The sequence below is a fragment of the Acidovorax sp. GW458-11-26-14-TSB4 genome, assembly GCF_059423865.1.
Genome location: NZ_JBWKYR010000024.1, coordinates 1 through 16792, shown reverse-complemented (window position 1 = coordinate 16792; position 16792 = coordinate 1). Strand labels below are relative to the sequence as shown.

Sequence of the window (16792 nt, the reverse complement as noted above, 5' to 3'; positions counted from 1 at the left end):
GTAATTTCTCAATCATATTGCGTAATACATTTACGCAAAAGGAGATACACAATGACTACCCCCGCCAACGGCTCCCGCTGCCCGGTCGACCATGCCGCGATGGCTGCCGCCCTGAAGAGCCCCACGGGCTGCCCGGTGAGCGCGCGTGCGGCGGCATTCGACCCGTTTGCCCCCAGCTACCAGCAGAACCCGGCCGAGGTGGTGCGCTGGGCGCGCGAGGAGGAGCCGGTCTTCTACAGCCCAGAGTTGGGCTACTGGGTGGTGACGCGCTATGAGGACGTGAAGGCGGTGTTCCGCGACAACCTCCTGTTCTCGCCCTCGGTCGCGCTCGAAAAGATCACGCCCGCCACCGACGAGGTGATGGCCATCCTGAAAAGCTATGGCTTCGCGATGAACCGCACCATGGTCAACGAGGACGAGCCCGACCACATGGCACGCCGGCGCCTGCTGATGGATGCTTTCATGCCCGAGCGGCTGATGGACTACGAGCAGCCCATCCGCGACCTAGCGCGCCAGTACATGGACCGCTTCGTGGACAAGGGCCGCGCGGACCTGGTGGCGGAGATGTTCTACGAGATTCCGCTGACCATCGCGCTGCACTTCCTGGGCGTGCCGGACGAAGGGGCCGAGCAGTTGCGCAACTTCGCGGTGGCGCACACCCTGAACACCTGGGGCCGGCCCACGGCGCAGGAGCAACTGGAGATCGCCCACAACGTGGGCCGCTTCTGGCAGACCGCCCAGGGCATCCTCGACACCATGATGGCCCAGCCCGAGGGCCAGGGCTGGATGTACGACTCGATCCGCCAGCACCACGCGCACCCGGACATCGTGACCGAGTCCTACCTGCGCTCGATGATGATGGCCATCCTGGCCGCCGCGCACGAGACCACGTCGAACGCCACGGCCAATGCCTTCATGACCCTGCTGTCGCACCGTGAGGCCTGGGAGGAGATCTGCGCACAACCCGCGCTGATCCCCAATGCGGTGGAGGAATGCCTGCGCGTGGCGGGCTCCATCATCGCCTGGCGGCGCATGGCCACGCGCGACACCGTGGTCGGCGGCGTGGAGATCCCCCAGGGCGGCAAGCTGCTGCTGTTCCAGGCCTCGGCCAACGCCGACGCCAGCCATTTCGAGGACCCCGACCGCGTGGACCTGCACCGCGAGAATGCGGTGGAGCACCTGACCTTTGGCTACGGCGCGCACCAGTGCATGGGCAAGAACATCGGGCGCATGCAGATGCGCATCTTCCTTGAAGAATTCGTGCGCCGCCTGCCGCACATCCGGCTGGTCGAAGGGCAGCAGTTCGAGTTCCTGTCGAACACCTCGTTCCGCGGGCCCTCGGCGCTGTGGGTGCAGTGGGACCCCATGCAGAACCCCGAGCGCCAGGCGGACAAGGCACAGGCCGTGCTGGCCAAGTTCCAGATCGGCCCGCCACCCAAGGATGGCATTGCCCGCGCGGTGGTCGTCAAGGACAAGATCGCCGAGGGCGAGGGCCTCTACCGCTTCGTGCTGGCTGCCGCCGGCACCACGCCGCTGCCCACGTGGACGGCAGGCTCGCACATCGACCTGATCGCCGGCGGCCACCGCCGCAAGTACTCGCTGTGCGGCGCGGGTGCCCACCCGGGCTGCTACGAGATCGTGGTGCAGCGCGAGGAAGGCGGGCGCGGCGGCTCGCGGCACTTCTGCGACACCCTGCAGCCGGGCGATGAACTGCAGCTGGCCGGACCGAAGAACCTGTTTCGCATCGACGAAGCGGGTGCTCACCACGTGCTGCTGGCCGCAGGCATCGGCATCACGCCCATCCTGGCCATGGCGGACCGGCTCAAGGCCCTGGGCCTGCCGTACGAGCTGCACTACGCGGGCCGATCGCGCCAGAACATGGCGCTGCTTGCGCGCGTGCTCAAGGACCATGCGGGCCACGCCACCCTGCACGTCAAGGCCGAAGGCGCTCGCATGGACCTCCCTGCCCTGCTCCAACATGTGGACGGCGCCACCCGGGTGTATGCCTGCGGGCCCGACCGCCTGATCGCCGAACTGGAAACCCTGGCCGAGCACTGGCCCGAGGCCGTGCTGCGCTTCGAGCACTTCAGCACCGACAACGCGGCGCTCGATCCGAGCAAGGAGCATGCGTTCACCGCCGAGCTCAAGGACTCGGGCCTCACCATCGAGGTGCCGCGCCACCAGACCCTGCTGCAGGCACTGCAGGCCGCCGGGGTGGACGTGCCCTGCGATTGCGGCGAGGGCCTGTGCGGCGCCTGCGAGGTGCAGGTGGCCGGCGGCGACATCGACCACCGCGACAAGGTGCTCACCAAGACCGAGCGCCAGGCCAACCAGCGCATGATGGCCTGCTGCTCGAGGGCTGCGGGGGAGCGGGTGGTGCTGTTCCTCTAGGAACGCCAGCACCCTCCTCAATCCTGGGGATACCGCACCCGGCCCTGCGCCGATAACCTGAAGGCTCCCAGTTTCGACCTTCAGGAGCGCCTTCATGAGCCACCCTTCGCCCGAGCCCCGCCGCCGGTTTCTGCAACGCACCGGCGCGCTGGCCGGTGTCCTCACCGTCCCCACCTGGCTGGCTGCGTGTGCCAGCACGGCATCCATGCCGTCGGACCTGACCCAGCTGACCTCCGCCCAGGCCATTGCGCAGATCAAGGGTGGGCAGCTCAAGGCGGTGGACTATGTGGCCGCGCTGGTGGCGCGCGCCAAGGCGCTGCAGTCGCTCAACGCCCTCATCACCCTCGACGAAGCCGGCGCCCTGGCCGCCGCGCGGCGCGTGGATGCGGCACGCGCCTCGGGCGCCGCACTCGGCCCGCTGGCGGGCCTGGTGATCGTGGCCAAGGACAACATCAACACCGCCGACCTGCCCACCACCGGCGGCACGCCCGCGCTGCAGGGCTTTCGGCCAGCGCGCACGGCGCCTTCGCTGCAAAAGCTCATCGACGCGGGCGCCATCGTGCTGGGCAAGGCCAACCTGCACGAGCTGGCCTTTGGCATCACCAGCACCAATTTTTCGCCGTTCGCAGGCGCCGTGGGCAACCCGTACGACCCCACGCGCATCCCCGGCGGCTCGTCGGGCGGCACGGCGGCGGCCATTGCCGCGCGCATGGTGGCGGCCGGCCTGGGCACGGACACGGGCGGGTCCACCCGCGTGCCTGCGGCCCTGTGCGGCATCGTGGGCCTGCGCCCCTCGGTGGGCAACGGCGGGGCCGAGCGCCGCTACCACGACCCGCTGGCCGTGGTGCCCATCAGCCACACACGCGATACCGTGGGCCCCATGGGCCGCACGGTGGCCGACGTGGCCCTGCTCGATGCGGTGATCACCGGCGACGCCAGCCTGCCCGCAATGCCCCTGGCGCGTGTGCGCCTGGGCCTGCCGCGCCCGCTGTGGGCGGGGCTCGATGCCTCGCTGGCTGCGGTGGTGAACGCTGCGCTGGCCAAGCTGCGTGCGGCCGGCGCCACACTGGTGGAAGTGGACATGGCGCAGCTGATGCTGCTCAACGAGAAGATGTCCTTCCAGATCGCGCTGCACGAGCCCGTGGCCGATCTGCCCGCCTACCTGGCGGCCAACAACGCACCCGTGAAGACGGTGGCCGAGGTCGCAGCCAAGGTCGCCAGCCCCGATGTGCAGGGCGCCTTCGGTGCGATCAAGGCCGATGCCTTCGGCGCCGCCTACCCCGAGGCCATGGCCGTGCACCGCCCGCAGCTGCAGGCGCTGTATGCCAGCACCTTCGCGCAGGGAAAGTTCGATGCCCTGCTGTTCCCGACCACGCCGCTGCCCGCCGTGCCCATGGACCGGGCCAAGGGCTCGTCCACCGTCAAGGTCAACGGCGGCGCGGATGCGGACACGTTTGCGACCTTCATCCGCAACACCGACCCGGGCAGCAATGCCGGCATACCGAGCCTCTCGGTGCCGGCGGGCCTCACCAGCGCGGGCCTGCCCGTGGGCCTGGAGCTAGATGGCCCGGTAGGCAGTGACCGCAGGCTGCTGGCCATTGGCCTGGGGATCGAGAAGCTGCTGGGCAGCCTGCCAGCGCCCCGCCTGTAACGCTACGCGCCTGCGCCCACCGCGCTGACGAACAGCTCGCGCAGCCAGCGGTGGCCCGCGTCCTCCTGCGCGCGGGCGTGCCAGGCCATGGCCAGGTTGAACACCGGTATCTCGAAGGGCACGGGCAGTATCTCCAAAATGGCCGCGTAGCGGCGCAGCAACTGGCTGGGCAGGGTGGCCACGCAGTCGGTGTGCGTGAGCACCAGGGCCACCTGGTTGTAGCTGGGCACGGTGACGACCACGCGCCGGCTGCGTGAAAGGGCCGCGAGCAACTCGTCGATCTGGCTATGCGGGTGGCCCACCTGCGAGACCAGCACGTGCGGCAGGCCGCAATACTCGTCGAGCGTGGCGGGTGCCTTGCCGCGCGGGTGGCCGATGCGCTGCGCCATCTCGAAGCGGTCGCCCATCAGGTAGCGCGACTTGAGCGGGCCGGGCACCTTGCCCACGTCGCCAAGGTACAGGTCGACCTCGCCGCGTTCCATTCGCTCCACCAGCCCGGAGTCGGCTGCTGGCACGAAGCTCACGCGCAGGTCCGGGTTGCCGATGGCGGCAATGCGGCCCAATGCCGGCAGGCCCAGGATGCTGAACACGCTGTCGTTGGCAGCGATCACGAAGGCGCGGCGCGCGCTGGCGGGGTCGAAGCTGTCGCCCAACTCCACCGCGCCGCGCAGCTGGTTGAGCGCCTCGCTCAAGCGGGGCTTGAGCTCCAGCGCGCGGTGCGTGGGCACCATGCCACGGCCGTTCTCGGCAGGCACGAGCAAAGGGTCTTCGAACAGGTCGCGCAGCTTGGCCAACTGGCCCGACAGGCTGGGCTGGCTGATGTTCAGGCGCCGCGCTGCGCGCGTGACGTTGAGCTCATCGAGCAGCGCATCGAGCGAGATCAACAGCGGCAGATCGGAACGCCGTATATCCATGGTGCCTATACCTCCTATCGGCAATTCCGACTCACGCTGCGGTGCCTGTGCGGCCTATCGTTGCGCACCTTTCCATTGCACTGATTGTGAGCTGCAGATGATCCAATTTTATTACCACCCCACCCCTAACCCGCGCAAGGTCGCGCTGCTGCTGGAGGAACTGGGCCTGCCCTACCAGATGGTGCCGGTCGACACCTCGAAGGGCGAGCAGCACAGCGCCGCCTACCGCGCCATCAACCCCAACGGCAAGGTGCCGGCCCTGATCGATGGCGACGCGGTGGTCTTCGACAGCGCCGCCATCCTGCTGCACCTGGCCGAGAAGACCGGGCGCTTTCTCGGCGCGCCCGGCGCAGCAGGCCGCGCCGACATGCTCTCGTGGCTGATGCTGGCCGCCACGGGCCTGGGCCCCTTCACCGGCCAGGCCGTGCACTTCACCCACTACGCCCCCGAGCCCAAGGAGTATGCGCTGCACCGCTACCTCTTCGAGGCCGAGCGCCACTGGGCCCTGTTCGATGCACGGCTGGCCACGCGCCGCTACGTACTGGGCGATGAGCACTACAGCATCGTCGACATGTCGCTCTGGGGCTGGTGCGGCGGCCTGGCCTACCTGATGGGCGATGCGGCGTGGGCGAAGTTTCCCAACGTCAAGCACCACTTCGACGAACTCAATGCCCGGCCCGCCGCCATCGCTGCCATGGCGCTGGCCACGAAACACGCCTTCAAGGCCGAGCTCGATGCCGATGCCAAAGCTCAGCTGTTTCCGCATGGCCGTGTGGCCTGACCCCTACCGGTATTTCACCCCTCACCTGTTCAAGACCATGACGATTCGCCGCTCCTTCATTTCCCTGGCCGTTGCCGCATCGCTGCTCGGCCCCGTTTTGGCCATCGCCCAGGCCGCCGCGCCTGCGGCGCCCGCCAGCACACCTCCTGCCACACAGCAGGCCGGCTTCTACCGCTTCAGCGTAGGCGGCGTGCAGGTGGTGGCTCTGTCCGATGGCACCGTGCCCCAGGACCTGCACGCCCTGCTGCACCTGAAGCCCGCGCAGACCGACCAACTGCTCGCGCGCGGCTTCCTCGCCAACCCGGTGGAGGCCTCGATCAATGCCTACCTGGTCTACGCGGGCGACCGGCTGGTGCTGGTCGATACCGGCGCGGGCGCCTTCTTCGGCCCCGGTGCCGGTGGCAAGCTGGTGGCCAGCCTGAAGGCCGTGGGCGTGGAGCCCGGCCAGATCCAGGACGTGCTGATCACCCACATCCACACCGATCACAGCGGCGGGCTGGTGGATGCCCAAGGCGAGCGCGTGTTCCCCAACGCCACCATCCACGTGGGCAAGGCCGACGTCGATTTCTTCCTCGCCCCCGGCAACCAGCAAGGCGTGCGCGGCTACGACAAGGCCTACTTCCAGCAGGGCACCACCGCCCTCGGGCCGTATGTGAAGTCAGGCCAGGTGCGCCCTTTCACCGGCGCGTTGGAGATCGTGCCCGGCATCCGCTCGCGCCCCACCCCGGGCCACACGCCCGGCCACGCCTTCTTCGTGCTGCAGGGCAAAGGCGGCGAGGCGCTGGAGTTCATCGGCGACATCCTGCACGTGCAGGCCGTGCAGATGCCCCGGCCCGACGTGACCATCGCCTACGACGTGGTGCCGCGCGATGCCCGGGCACAGCGGCTGCAGCAGTTCGCGCGGCTGGCCAGGGAGCGGCGCATGGTGGCCGCGGCGCACATACCGTACCCAGGGGTAGGTTATCTGCGCGAGGAGGGCAAGGGGAGGTATGCGTTTGTGCCGGTGGACTACCGGTACCGGGCCGGAGATTGAGCAACTGCCTGGTCGAACCTCAGTGCCGCCGACCCACCCCCAGCAACCGCCGCACCAGCTCCGTCCGGTTATGCACCCCAAACCGCTCGAACAGCCCATCCACATGCGTGCGCACCGTCGAGTAGCCAATCCCCAGCTCGGCCGCGATCTTCTTGTCGGGCCAGCCGGCGCACAGGGCCTGGGCGATCTCGCGGGCGCGGCCATTGAGGCCTTGCCACGGGTCAGGTGATACAGTCAAAGTTGCGACCGCTGCCATTTCCGCCGTGCGGTCACGCAGCCGCCGCAGCGCCCCGGTGAATGCCGGCTGCACCAGCCGCAGCAGGTCCAGCGTATCCCTGTCGAATGGCCCGCGCTGGCGGCCCCGCCAGATGCGCAGGTCACCCAGATTGCGCTCGCCGTCCCAGGCGAACAGGTTCACGCCGTGGTGCAGGCCATCGCGGGCCAAAAAGTCGTTGAAGAACTCGGTCTTCATGAGTTCCTGCTGGGGCAGGATCTGCGTGACCAGGGTGGGCGCACGGCGCTGGCGCAGTTGGTGGGTGATGGGGTCGCGGTACTGGTAGTAGGTTTCGTAGGCCTGCAGGTTGGCGTCGTCCATGTGGATGGCGGCGCGGTCGCCAAAGCGCTGGGCGGCATCGTCCCAGGTGTAGGAGGCAAAGTGGTCGGCCTGCAACAGGTCCAGCAGGTCCTGGCCCACGGCCAGGCGCAGCGGTGCACTGGCGGGCAGGTCGGCCGCCTCCAGCTGGCCCATCAGGCGGGACAGTTTCTCGACGCGGGCTTGGCTCAGGTACATGGCGGCGGGGGCGGGCTGCGGACCGGGATGGCCCGCCCGCTACTGTAGGCAGATCCCCTGGTGCATTCAAGAGCCGTGCCAGCCCTTGTCCTCCCGGTTTTCCCTGCCTTCCTCCACCTGTCGCCGTCCACTCAGGGCTGGTGATGCCGGGCGCAGTCCGCAGGCCGCTCCGTCACCGGCACCGGGCAGCGATTGAGCTCGAACGGCGACATGGCCAGCAGTGTGGTGAGCGCGCTCGATGCCATCGTGATCAGCCAGAATGCAAAGAAGGCGACGGTGTAGACACCCTCGCGGGACAAGGCCAGGGGTTGGTCGCCGAACCAGTGCATGTCCTGCGGGTCCACGAAGGCGAAGACCAGCATCTCCAGCACACCCGCCATCAGAAAGGCGGGCCAGGCAATCCACATCAGTCGCTGCAATCTCATGGGCTTGTCTCCTTGTTACGGTTTTGCCTTCAATCGGCTAACGTCGTTGGGGAGCCTTGCCGTGCTACAGCACTGTCTGCGGCTCCCCGCCTAGTTATCCGATCGAATTCAAAACCGCTTTGCTCGTTGGGTGTTTCGTTGTTTGGAGGCTGCGCCGCTTTCAACGCGGCCTGTCCTGCTCGGGTGTGGCCGCATTGTTGCGAGCCTTCATGGCGGGGGCCAGGCTGCTGGGGTTGTCCTCCAGCGTCTTGTTGATCTCGATGCCCTGGCGGTAGTAGTCCTCGGCCACCACGGGGTCGGGGCGGGCGATGGCCAGCCACAAGGTGGCAAAGCCTGCCACGACGACGATGGCCGGACCGGAGATGACCAGCCAGACATGGCCGAACCTCCACCAGGGGGCGGACGGGACGGCCACGGGCGATGCGGCGACGGAGGGGGATGGCATGTGATTGCTCCTGAAAAAATGGGGTCGTCGGGCTGGAAGGCCCGGTCAGCGTGGCACCAGGAACACCGACTTCTCGGTGACATGGCCCCCGCCGCCCAGGGCCTCGATCTCGAACTGCACGGGGTGCGATCCGGGCGGGGCCGAGCCGTAGGGGATCTGCAGGCGCACGGCGACCCAGCGCGACTCGGCGGCGCCGATGTCGACTTCAGCCTCGGACGCCACCTGCAGCCCATCGAGCCCGTGGGCACCGATGCGGTAGCGCTGGCCGGCCTCGGTGGCGTTCATGATCTGCAGGCGGTAGATGTTTTCGAGCTGCCCACCCGCAACGATGCGCGAGAGCGCGGCACGGTCGCGCACCACATCGACCTTGAAGGCGGTGCGCAGGGCCAGGCTGGCCGTGAGGCCCACGCACAGTGCCAACAAAATGGCGCTGTAGATGAGCACGCGGGGCCGCAGCACGCGGCGCAGCATCTGTGCGCCGCTCCAGCGGGCGGCCACGGCGTTCTCGGTGGCATAGCGGATGAGGCCGCGCGGGTAGTGCATCTTGTCCATCACGGTGTTGCAGGCGTCCACGCACAGGCCGCAGCCGATGCATTCGTACTGCAGGCCGTTGCGGATGTCGATGCCCACGGGGCAGACCTGCACGCACAGAGTGCAGTCGATGCAGTCGCCCAGGCCACTGACCTTGGGGTCCACGGCCTTGCTGCGCGGGCCACGGGGTTCGCCACGCCCGTTGTCGTAGGTCACGATGAGGGTGTCGCGGTCGAACATGGCGCTCTGGAAGCGTGCATACGGGCACATGTACTTGCACACCTGCTCGCGCATGTAGCCCGCGTTGCCATAGGTGGCAAAGCCGTAGAACAGCACCCAGAAGATCTGCCAGCTGCCCTGCAGCGCCAGCAGCTCGGCACCCAACGCGCGGATAGGCACGAAGTAGCCCACGAAGGTGAACCCCGTCCACAGCGCCAGGCCGAGCCACAGGGCCTGTTTGGTGGTCTTCTTGCGGACCTTCTCCCAGGTCCAGGGCCCAGCATCCAGGCGCAGGCGGGCGCTGCGCTCGCCCTCCACCTTGTGCTCGATCCACATGAACATCTCGGTATACACCGTCTGCGGGCAGGCAAAGCCGCACCACAGGCGCCCCGCCACCGTGGTGAACAGGAACAGCGACATCGCGCTGACGATGAGCAGGCCGGTGAGGTAGATGAAGTCCTGCGGGTACAGCACATAGCCGAACAGGTAGAAGCGCCGCGCGCCCAGGTCGAACAGCACCATCTGCCGCTCGCCCCATTGCAGCCAAGGCACCACATAGAACACCAGCTGCGTGAGCGCCACCATGGCCCAGCGCCAGCGCGCGAAGGTGCCGCTGATGCTGCGCGGGTAGATCTTCTTTTGTGCTTCGTACAGCGACACCACTTCGGCCGCTGCATCGGTGGTACCGCCGCCGGGAGCTGCGGCGACCGGGATGATGGGAATGACCTTGCGGGCAGGCCCGCTGGGTGGCTTCATGGCATCGGTTCTCGAAAAGGGATGGCCTTTCGCTCTGCCCGTTCGGGGCATGCGGCCGGCCTGGTGCGCCCTGGGCCCGCCGTGGCGGCAGGGCCAAGGGTGCGGCTTTCAGCGCCTCATTGCGCAGCGGCGGCGGGCGCGGACCCGTTGTTGGAGAGGCTCCAGACGTACGAGCCCAGCACCTTGATCTGGGCATCCGTCAGCTTCTCGGCCTGGGCCGGCATCTGGTTGGTCTTGCCGTTGTTGACCATGGCGGTGATGGCGGCCTCGCCCCAGCCGTGCAGCCATACGTCGTCCGTCAGGTTGGGGGCACCCAGGGCCTGGTTGCCCTTGCCGTCCATGCCATGGCACGCGGCGCAGGCACCGAACTTGGACTTGCCCAGCGAGGCGCGCAGCGAGTCGTGCGGGCTGCCCGACAGGCTCAGCACATAGTGCGAGACATTGCGCACGTCCTCCGGCGATCCCACGGCCGCCGCCATGGGCGGCATCACGCCGGTGCGGCCCTGAGCGATGGTTTCGCGGATCTTGTCGGGCGTGCCGCCGTGCAGCCAGTCGCCGTCGGCCAGGTTGGGAAAGCCCTTGCTGCCGCGTGCATCCGAGCCGTGGCACTGCGCGCAGTTGTTCATGAACAGGCGCTCGCCGATGGCATGGGCCTGGGGGTCGCGGGCCATGTCCTCGGGCTTCATGTCGGCGAAGCGGGCGTACAGGGGGGTCAGTTCGGCCTTGGCCTTGTCCATCTCGGCCTGGTACTCGCCCAGCTGGGTCCAGCCGAGCTTGCCGGCAAATTGGCCCAGGCCCGGGTAGGCGGCCAGGTAGGCCAGGCCGAAGACGATGGTGATGACGAACAGCCACACCCACCAGCGCGGCAGGGGGTTGTTCATCTCAACCAGGTCCTCGTCCCAGACGTGGCCCGTGGTGTTGTCTGCGTTGGCCATGACCTTCTTGCGACCGGCCATCCACAGCAGAAGCCCGCAGGCGACGATGCCGCCCAGGGTCACGGCGGTCACGAAGACCGACCAGAAATTGCTGGTGAAGTCACTCATGGGGTGCTCTCTCGTTCATGTTGTTGTCGTCGTTGTGCGCGTGGCGGATGCGGCCATTCACTCGTGCTCGAAGGGCACGCGGCCCGCTTCGTCGAAACGGTCCTTGTTGCTGCCCAGGTAGGCCCAGACCCAGATGCCGATGAAGCAAACCAGCGAGGCCAGCGTGGCAACGATGCGCATGGTGGTGATGTCCATTGCTATCTCCCAAAATGTGGTGTCACTTAGAGCGGGGAAAAAACTCAGCGAAGCGGTTCTGGCTAGGCGCTGCGTCGCAGGCAGTACGAGTAGTACGACAAGACGCAGCAACGACGCCAGAAGAGTTTTTTAGCCGCTCTTACTTGAGCGCGCGGCCCATGACCTGCAGGTAGGCAACCAGGGCATCCATCTCGGTCTTGCCCTTGAGCTCGGCCGTGGCGTCGGCGATCTGCGCGTCGGTGTAGGGCACGCCCACGGTGCGCAGGGCCTTCATGCGGGGCGCGGCCACGGCGGGATCGACGGGGGTCTTCTCCAGCCAGGGGTAGGCGGGCATGTTCGACTCGGGCACCACATCGCGCGGGTTGTGCAGGTGGATGCGGTGCCACTCGTCGCTGTACTTGCCGCCCACGCGGTGCAGGTCGGGGCCGGTGCGCTTGCTGCCCCACTGGAAGGGGTGGTCGTAGACGAACTCGCCAGCCACCGAGTAGTGGCCGTAGCGCAGCGTCTCGGCGCGGAAGGGGCGGATCATCTGCGAGTGGCAGTTGTAGCAGCCCTCGCGGATGTACACGTCGCGGCCGATCAACTGCGTGGCGGTGTAGGGCTCCACGCCCTTGACGGCCTCGGTGGTGGACTTCTGGAAGAACAGGGGCACGATCTCCACCAGGCCGCCCACGGCGATCACCAGCAGGATCAGCACGATCATCAGGAAGTTGTTGGTCTCCACCTTTTCGTGGCTGAAGCCGGTGGCGGTGGTCGCGGGATTCTTGTTGTCAGACATGATTGAAAATCTCTCCGTACGGGCCGCTCATGCGTGGGCAGCAGCGTGCACTGCGGGAATGGCCACCCGGACCGAACGGCCGGCGATGGCGGTGGCCCAGGTGTTCCAGGCCATGACCACCATGCCGCCCAGGTACAGCAGGCCGCCCAGCAGGCGCACCACGTAGAAGGGATAGGTGGCCTTGACGCTCTCGACGAAGGTGTAGGTGAGCGTGCCGTCGGGATTCACGGCGCGCCACATCAGGCCCTGCATCACCCCGGCGATCCACATCGCGGCGATGTACAGCACGATGCCCACGGTGGCCATCCAGAAGTGCAGCTCGATGGCCTTGACCGAGTACATCTTGTCGCGGCCGAACAGGCGCGGCACCAGGTAGTACAGCGATCCCATGGAGATCAGGCCCACCCAGCCCAGGGCGCCGGAGTGCACGTGGCCCACGGTCCAGTCGGTGTAGTGGCTCAGGGCGTTGACGGTCTTGATGGACATCATCGGGCCCTCGAAAGTGGACATGCCGTAGAACGACAGCGACACGATCAGAAAGCGCAGGATGGGGTCGTCACGCAGCTTGTGCCAGGCGCCCGACAGGGTCATCACACCGTTGATCATGCCGCCCCAGCTGGGCGCCAGCAGGATCAGCGAAAACACCATGCCCACCGATTGCGTCCAGTCGGGCAGCGCGGTGTAGTGCAGGTGGTGCGGGCCGGCCCACATGTAGGTGAAGATCAGTGCCCAAAAGTGCACAATGGACAGGCGGTAGCTGTATACCGGGCGGCCGGCCTGCTTGGGGATGAAGTAGTACATCATCCCCAGGAAGCCCGCGGTCAGGAAGAAGCCCACCGCGTTGTGGCCGTACCACCACTGCACCATGGCGTCCTGCACGCCAGCGTAGGCCGAGTAGCTCTTCATCCAGCCGGCGGGCACTTCCGCGCTGTTGACCAGGTGCAGGATGGCCACGGCCAGGATGAAGGCGCCGAAGAACCAGTTGGCCACGTAGATGTGGCGCACCTTGCGCATGCCCACGGTGCCGAAGAACACGATGGCGTAGGACACCCACACCAGCGTGATCAGGATATCGATGGGCCATTCGAGCTCGGCGTATTCCTTGCCCGTGGTGTAGCCCAGCGGCAGGCTGATGGCCGCCGCCACGATGACCAGCTGCCAGCCCCAGAAGGTGAATGCCGCCAGCGGCCCCGCGAACAGGCGCACCTGGCAGGTGCGCTGCACCACGTAGTAGCTGGTGGCGAACAGCGCGCAGCCACCAAAGGCGAAGATGACGGCGTTGGTGTGCAGCGGCCGCAGGCGCCCGTAGCTGAGCCACGGAATGCCGAGGTTGAGTTCAGGCCAGGCCAGCTGGGCGGCGATGATGACGCCGACCAACATCCCTACCACCCCCCATACCACTGCCATGATAGAAAACTGCCGCACGACGGTGTCGTTGTAGTGCGCTGCAGCTGTGTTTTGCGTTGAATCCATCGGGCACCTCTTTGTGTTGTAAAGAGTCTCCCGCAGAGGGGCCCGGAGGGTATTGACGCATGTCAATCGTTCCTGAGAATGCGCTCGCCCTCTTGTTCCACGCTCTCGAACTGGCCGCGGTACACGGCCCACCACAGGCCTGCCAGGATCAGCAGCACCAGCACCACGGACAGGGGGATCAGCAGGTACAGGATGTCCATCACAAGGTCTCCAGCGCGGCGCGAGCAAGGCCTTGCGCAGGGGCCGGGGTGCCCCTCGGCTCCATCAGCTTCTCACCCGGCAGGCGCGCCAGGCGCGAGGCGTTGAGCACCACCAGCAGCGAACTCAATGCCATGCCCAGCCCGGCCAGCCAGGCCGGCATGGTGCCGAGCACCGCCAGCGGCACGCACAGCGCGTTGTACAGCGCGGCCCACCACAGGTTCTGGCGCACCACGCGCAGGGTTCTGCGCGCCAGCAGCAGGGCCTCGGGCACCAGCGCCAGGCTGGCGCCCAGCACCACGAAGTCGGCCTGCGCGCGCGCCAGCGGCACCGCGCTGCCGAAGGCAAAGGACACGTGGGCACCTGCAAGCACCGGCCCGTCGTTGAGCCCGTCGCCCACCATGGCCACGTGGCGCCCCTGGGATTGCAGCATCTGCAGTGCGGCCAGCTTGCCGGCCGGCGTGCAGTCACCCTGCGCCCGGTCGATGCCGGCCTGCCCGGCCACGCGCTGCACCGACGCCATGCGATCGCCGGAGAGCATGTGCACGGCCACGCCTTCGTGCTGCAGGGCCTGCACCACGGCGCGGGCCTCGGGCCGCAGTTGCTCGGCCAGGGTGAAGCGTGCCAGTTCCACGGCCGTGCCCTGCCCGTCGACCTCTTCGGACAGCACCACCTGCAGCGCGGCGCCGTGGGCGCCCTCCTCCCCCGCACCCACGCCCGCATGGCGCGCGGAGCCCAGGCGCAGCCTGCGCGGAGCTGCAGCACCCTGGGCATCTGTCACAAATGCAGTCAGGCCACTGCCGGCCTCTTCGACCACCTGCGTGGCGACCCACCGCCCCGCGTCTGCAGGCGCCGCCGCGCACAGTGCGCGCGATGCCGGATGCACCGACTGGCGCGCCAGCGCGGCGGCCAGCGCCAGCGCATCGCTGTGCGCCAGGCCGGCGATGCTTGTGTGCACCGCCTGCAGCGCCATGCCATCGCGCGTGAGCGTGCCGGTCTTGTCAACCACGATGGTGTCCACTGCGGCCAACGCCTCCAGGCCCTGCAGGTTGCGCACCAGCAGGCCGTGGCGCGCCAGCGTGCCCGCGGCCGTGAGCATGGCCACCGGCGTGGCCAGCGACAGCGCACACGGGCAGGTGACGATGAGCACCGCCACCGCCACCATGAGTGCATGGCCCGGATCGCTGCGCCACCAGTACGCAGCGGCCAGCACCGCTGCCACCAGCACGGCGGCGAGGAAGGGACGCGCCACGCGGTCGGCCAGTTGCGCCAGCCGGGGCTTTTGCAGCGATGCGCTTTCCATCAGCGCGACGATCTGCGCAAAGCGCGTGTCGCCGCCCACGCTCTCTACACGCACTTGAACGGGTGCCTGCAGGTTGTAGCTGCCTGCCACCACGCGGCTGCCCAGGGGTCGGTCGACGGGCGTGGACTCGCCCGTGAGCAACGCCTCGTCGGCCTGGGTGTTGCCCTCGGTGATGCGGCCGTCGGCCGGAAAGGCCTCGCCCGGCAACACGCGGATGACATCGCCCACGGCCAGGCGGCGCGTGGCCACGCGGGTGAAGGTAGCCCCGTCGGCATCCCGCCGCTCCACGCTGTCGGGCAGGCGGTTCATCACCGCCTCCAGCGCGCCGGTCGTGCGGTCGCGCAAGCGCAGCTCCAGCCAGCGGCCAGTGAGCAGAAAGAACACGAACATGGTGAGCGAGTCGAAGAACACCTCCCTGCCGAAGATGCCCGCGGGGTCGAAGGTACCCGCCGTGCTCACCGCAAAGGTGATGGCCATGCCCAGCGCCACGGGCAGGTCCATGCTCACGCGACGCAGCCGCACGTCGCGCAGCGCGCTGGAGAAGAAAGGCCCGCAGGCAAAGCACACCACCGGCAGCGTGATGACCCATGAGGCCCAGCGCAGCAGGGTTTCCATCTCCTGCGACAGGTCGCCCGGCTGCGCCACGTAGGCGGGCCATGCGTACATCATCACCTGCATCATGCAAAAGCCGGCCACCAGCCAGCGCCACAGCGCGCGCCGGCTCTCTTGCTGGCGCGCCGTGCGCGCGAACGCATCCACCGCCGGCAGCGCCTGGTAGCCAGCGCGGGCCACGGCCGCCATCCAGCCCGAGGGCTGCACCTGCGCGGGCTGCCACAGCACGCGTGCGCGGTGGGTGGTGGCACTCACATCGGCCTGCAGCACGCCACGCACGCTGCGCAGCGCCTCTTCGATGGTGAGGGCACAGGCTGCACAGTGCATGCCCGAGAGCACCACATGCGACTCCCAGGCCGGCGCGTCCTGCGGGGCTGCGCCCGGCGGCCATTCGACCGGTGCGCCACCTGCGGCGCATGGACGGCCGAACGACGCCCACTCCTGCGGGTCGTCGAGCAGCGCGGCTTGGTGGTCCTGCCGCTGCTGCCAGGGGCCCACCGGCACGTCTGGCTCTGCGGAGATGGGGGTGGCATTTGACATGGCTCAAGCCTATCGCCGCAGCAGGGTTGGCGGGTTGACCTGGATCAAGGCGAGGAACATCATGGTCCGTACGCTTGCGGTATCTACAAGGAGACGACCATGTACTACCAACGCATCCTGATCGCCACTGATGGCTCCACCCTGTCCGAGAAGGCTGTTGACCATGGCCTGGCACTGGCGGAGCTGTCCGGCGCCACGGCCATCGCTATCAAGGTCGTGCCGCGCTATCCGCGCAGTTACTTCGAGGGCGGCGTGTCCGTGGAGCTGGCCGATGTGAAGCGTATCGAGCAGCAGTGGAATGATGCGGCGCAGGCTTTGGTCGATGCCGTGCAGGCGCGGGGCAAGGCCCGGGGCATCACGGTGAAGGCCGTGGTGAGCAAGTCCGATCTGGTGGCCGAGGCGATCATCGCTGCGGCGAAGAAGCACAAGGCGGATTTGATCGTGATGGCTTCGCATGGGCGCAAAGGGGTGAAGAGGATGTTGATGGGGAGTGAGACGCAGCATGTGCTCACCCATTCGCACATTCCTGTTTTGGTGTTGAGGTAGCTTGCTGTCGGTGGTTGCTGCGTGCCTTGGTTGAGGGCGCGGGCAGGGATGTGCGCCCGGCGGCGTGGCTGTTTTGAGGGCTTGCCTTTGCTGAGGGCGGGAGCCGGGTCTCGGCCCGGCGGCCGAGGTACCTTTCTTTGCGTCGCCAAAGAAACGTACCCCAAAGAA

General features: G+C 67.7%; 16 protein-coding genes. 5 read left to right on the top strand and 11 right to left on the bottom strand.

Annotated features, from left to right (window positions below; all coding sequences use genetic code 11):
- Positions 1-51 precede the first annotated feature (51 nt).
- A complete protein-coding gene (locus tag AC07X5_RS28205) occupies positions 52-2391 on the top strand; it encodes a cytochrome P450/oxidoreductase (protein ID WP_494772819.1) in 2340 nt (779 codons plus the stop codon).
- Positions 2392-2596: 205 nt separating this feature from the next.
- Entirely contained in the window at positions 2597-4042 is a 1446-nt protein-coding gene (iaaH, locus tag AC07X5_RS28200) for an indoleacetamide hydrolase (RefSeq protein WP_494772863.1), read from the top strand.
- Positions 4043-4044: 2 nt separating this feature from the next.
- On the opposite strand, the gene AC07X5_RS28195 is transcribed toward iaaH, so the two are convergent.
- Complete coding sequence (locus AC07X5_RS28195) at positions 4045-4956, bottom strand: LysR family transcriptional regulator (RefSeq protein WP_494772818.1); 912 nt, start codon at positions 4954-4956, stop codon at positions 4045-4047.
- 97 nt (positions 4957-5053) lie between these two features.
- Here AC07X5_RS28195 and AC07X5_RS28190 point away from each other — a divergent pair, with 97 nt between their 5' ends.
- Both AC07X5_RS28190 and AC07X5_RS28185 read left to right on the top strand, forming a co-directional pair.
- Positions 5054-5737 (top strand): glutathione S-transferase family protein, encoded by a 684-nt coding sequence (locus AC07X5_RS28190; protein ID WP_494772817.1) that lies wholly within the window; start codon positions 5054-5056, stop codon positions 5735-5737.
- A 37-nt stretch (positions 5738-5774) separates the two neighbouring features.
- Positions 5775-6770, top strand: a complete 996-nt coding sequence (locus AC07X5_RS28185) for an MBL fold metallo-hydrolase (protein ID WP_494772816.1) — start codon at positions 5775-5777, stop codon at positions 6768-6770.
- 19 nt (positions 6771-6789) lie between these two features.
- Here AC07X5_RS28185 and AC07X5_RS28180 read toward each other — a convergent pair whose 3' ends face one another.
- The 10 genes from AC07X5_RS28180 to AC07X5_RS28135 all read right to left on the bottom strand — a co-directional run bounded on the left by AC07X5_RS28180 (position 6790) and on the right by AC07X5_RS28135 (position 16078).
- Positions 6790-7560: a helix-turn-helix transcriptional regulator gene (locus tag AC07X5_RS28180; protein WP_494772815.1), complete on the bottom strand. Its 771-nt coding sequence runs from the start codon at positions 7558-7560 to the stop codon at positions 6790-6792.
- A gap of 131 nt (positions 7561-7691) precedes the next feature.
- Complete coding sequence (locus AC07X5_RS28175; protein ID WP_494772814.1) at positions 7692-7985, bottom strand: hypothetical protein; 294 nt, start codon at positions 7983-7985, stop codon at positions 7692-7694.
- 160 nt (positions 7986-8145) lie between these two features.
- Positions 8146-8430, bottom strand: coding sequence for a FixH family protein (locus AC07X5_RS28170; RefSeq protein ID WP_494772813.1), 285 nt, complete (start codon positions 8428-8430; stop codon positions 8146-8148).
- 45 nt (positions 8431-8475) lie between these two features.
- Positions 8476-9936, bottom strand: a complete 1461-nt coding sequence (gene ccoG, locus AC07X5_RS28165) for a cytochrome c oxidase accessory protein CcoG (protein ID WP_494772812.1) — start codon at positions 9934-9936, stop codon at positions 8476-8478.
- A 116-nt stretch (positions 9937-10052) separates the two neighbouring features.
- Complete coding sequence (ccoP, locus tag AC07X5_RS28160; protein ID WP_494772811.1) at positions 10053-10979, bottom strand: cytochrome-c oxidase, cbb3-type subunit III; 927 nt, start codon at positions 10977-10979, stop codon at positions 10053-10055.
- A 57-nt stretch (positions 10980-11036) separates the two neighbouring features.
- A complete protein-coding gene (locus AC07X5_RS28155) occupies positions 11037-11174 on the bottom strand; it encodes a cbb3-type cytochrome oxidase subunit 3 (RefSeq protein WP_184864295.1) in 138 nt (45 codons plus the stop codon).
- Between the two features lie 139 nt (positions 11175-11313).
- Positions 11314-11952 carry a cytochrome-c oxidase, cbb3-type subunit II gene (gene ccoO / locus AC07X5_RS28150; RefSeq protein ID WP_494772810.1) on the bottom strand — a complete coding sequence of 213 codons (639 nt, stop codon included), beginning with the start codon at positions 11950-11952 and terminating at the stop codon, positions 11314-11316.
- 27 nt (positions 11953-11979) lie between these two features.
- Positions 11980-13425: a cytochrome-c oxidase, cbb3-type subunit I gene (ccoN, locus tag AC07X5_RS28145; protein WP_494772809.1), complete on the bottom strand. Its 1446-nt coding sequence runs from the start codon at positions 13423-13425 to the stop codon at positions 11980-11982.
- Positions 13426-13487: 62 nt separating this feature from the next.
- Positions 13488-13625 carry a cbb3-type cytochrome oxidase assembly protein CcoS gene (ccoS, locus tag AC07X5_RS28140; RefSeq protein WP_007860012.1) on the bottom strand — a complete coding sequence of 46 codons (138 nt, stop codon included), beginning with the start codon at positions 13623-13625 and terminating at the stop codon, positions 13488-13490.
- Complete coding sequence (locus AC07X5_RS28135; protein WP_494772808.1) at positions 13625-16078, bottom strand: heavy metal translocating P-type ATPase; 2454 nt, start codon at positions 16076-16078, stop codon at positions 13625-13627. The genes ccoS and AC07X5_RS28135 overlap by 1 nt, the downstream gene beginning before the upstream one ends.
- 99 nt (positions 16079-16177) lie before the next feature.
- On the opposite strand from AC07X5_RS28135, the gene AC07X5_RS28130 reads away from it, so the two are divergent.
- Positions 16178-16624 carry a universal stress protein gene (locus AC07X5_RS28130; protein ID WP_409957489.1) on the top strand — a complete coding sequence of 149 codons (447 nt, stop codon included), beginning with the start codon at positions 16178-16180 and terminating at the stop codon, positions 16622-16624.
- The last annotated feature ends 168 nt before the right edge of the window (positions 16625-16792 follow it).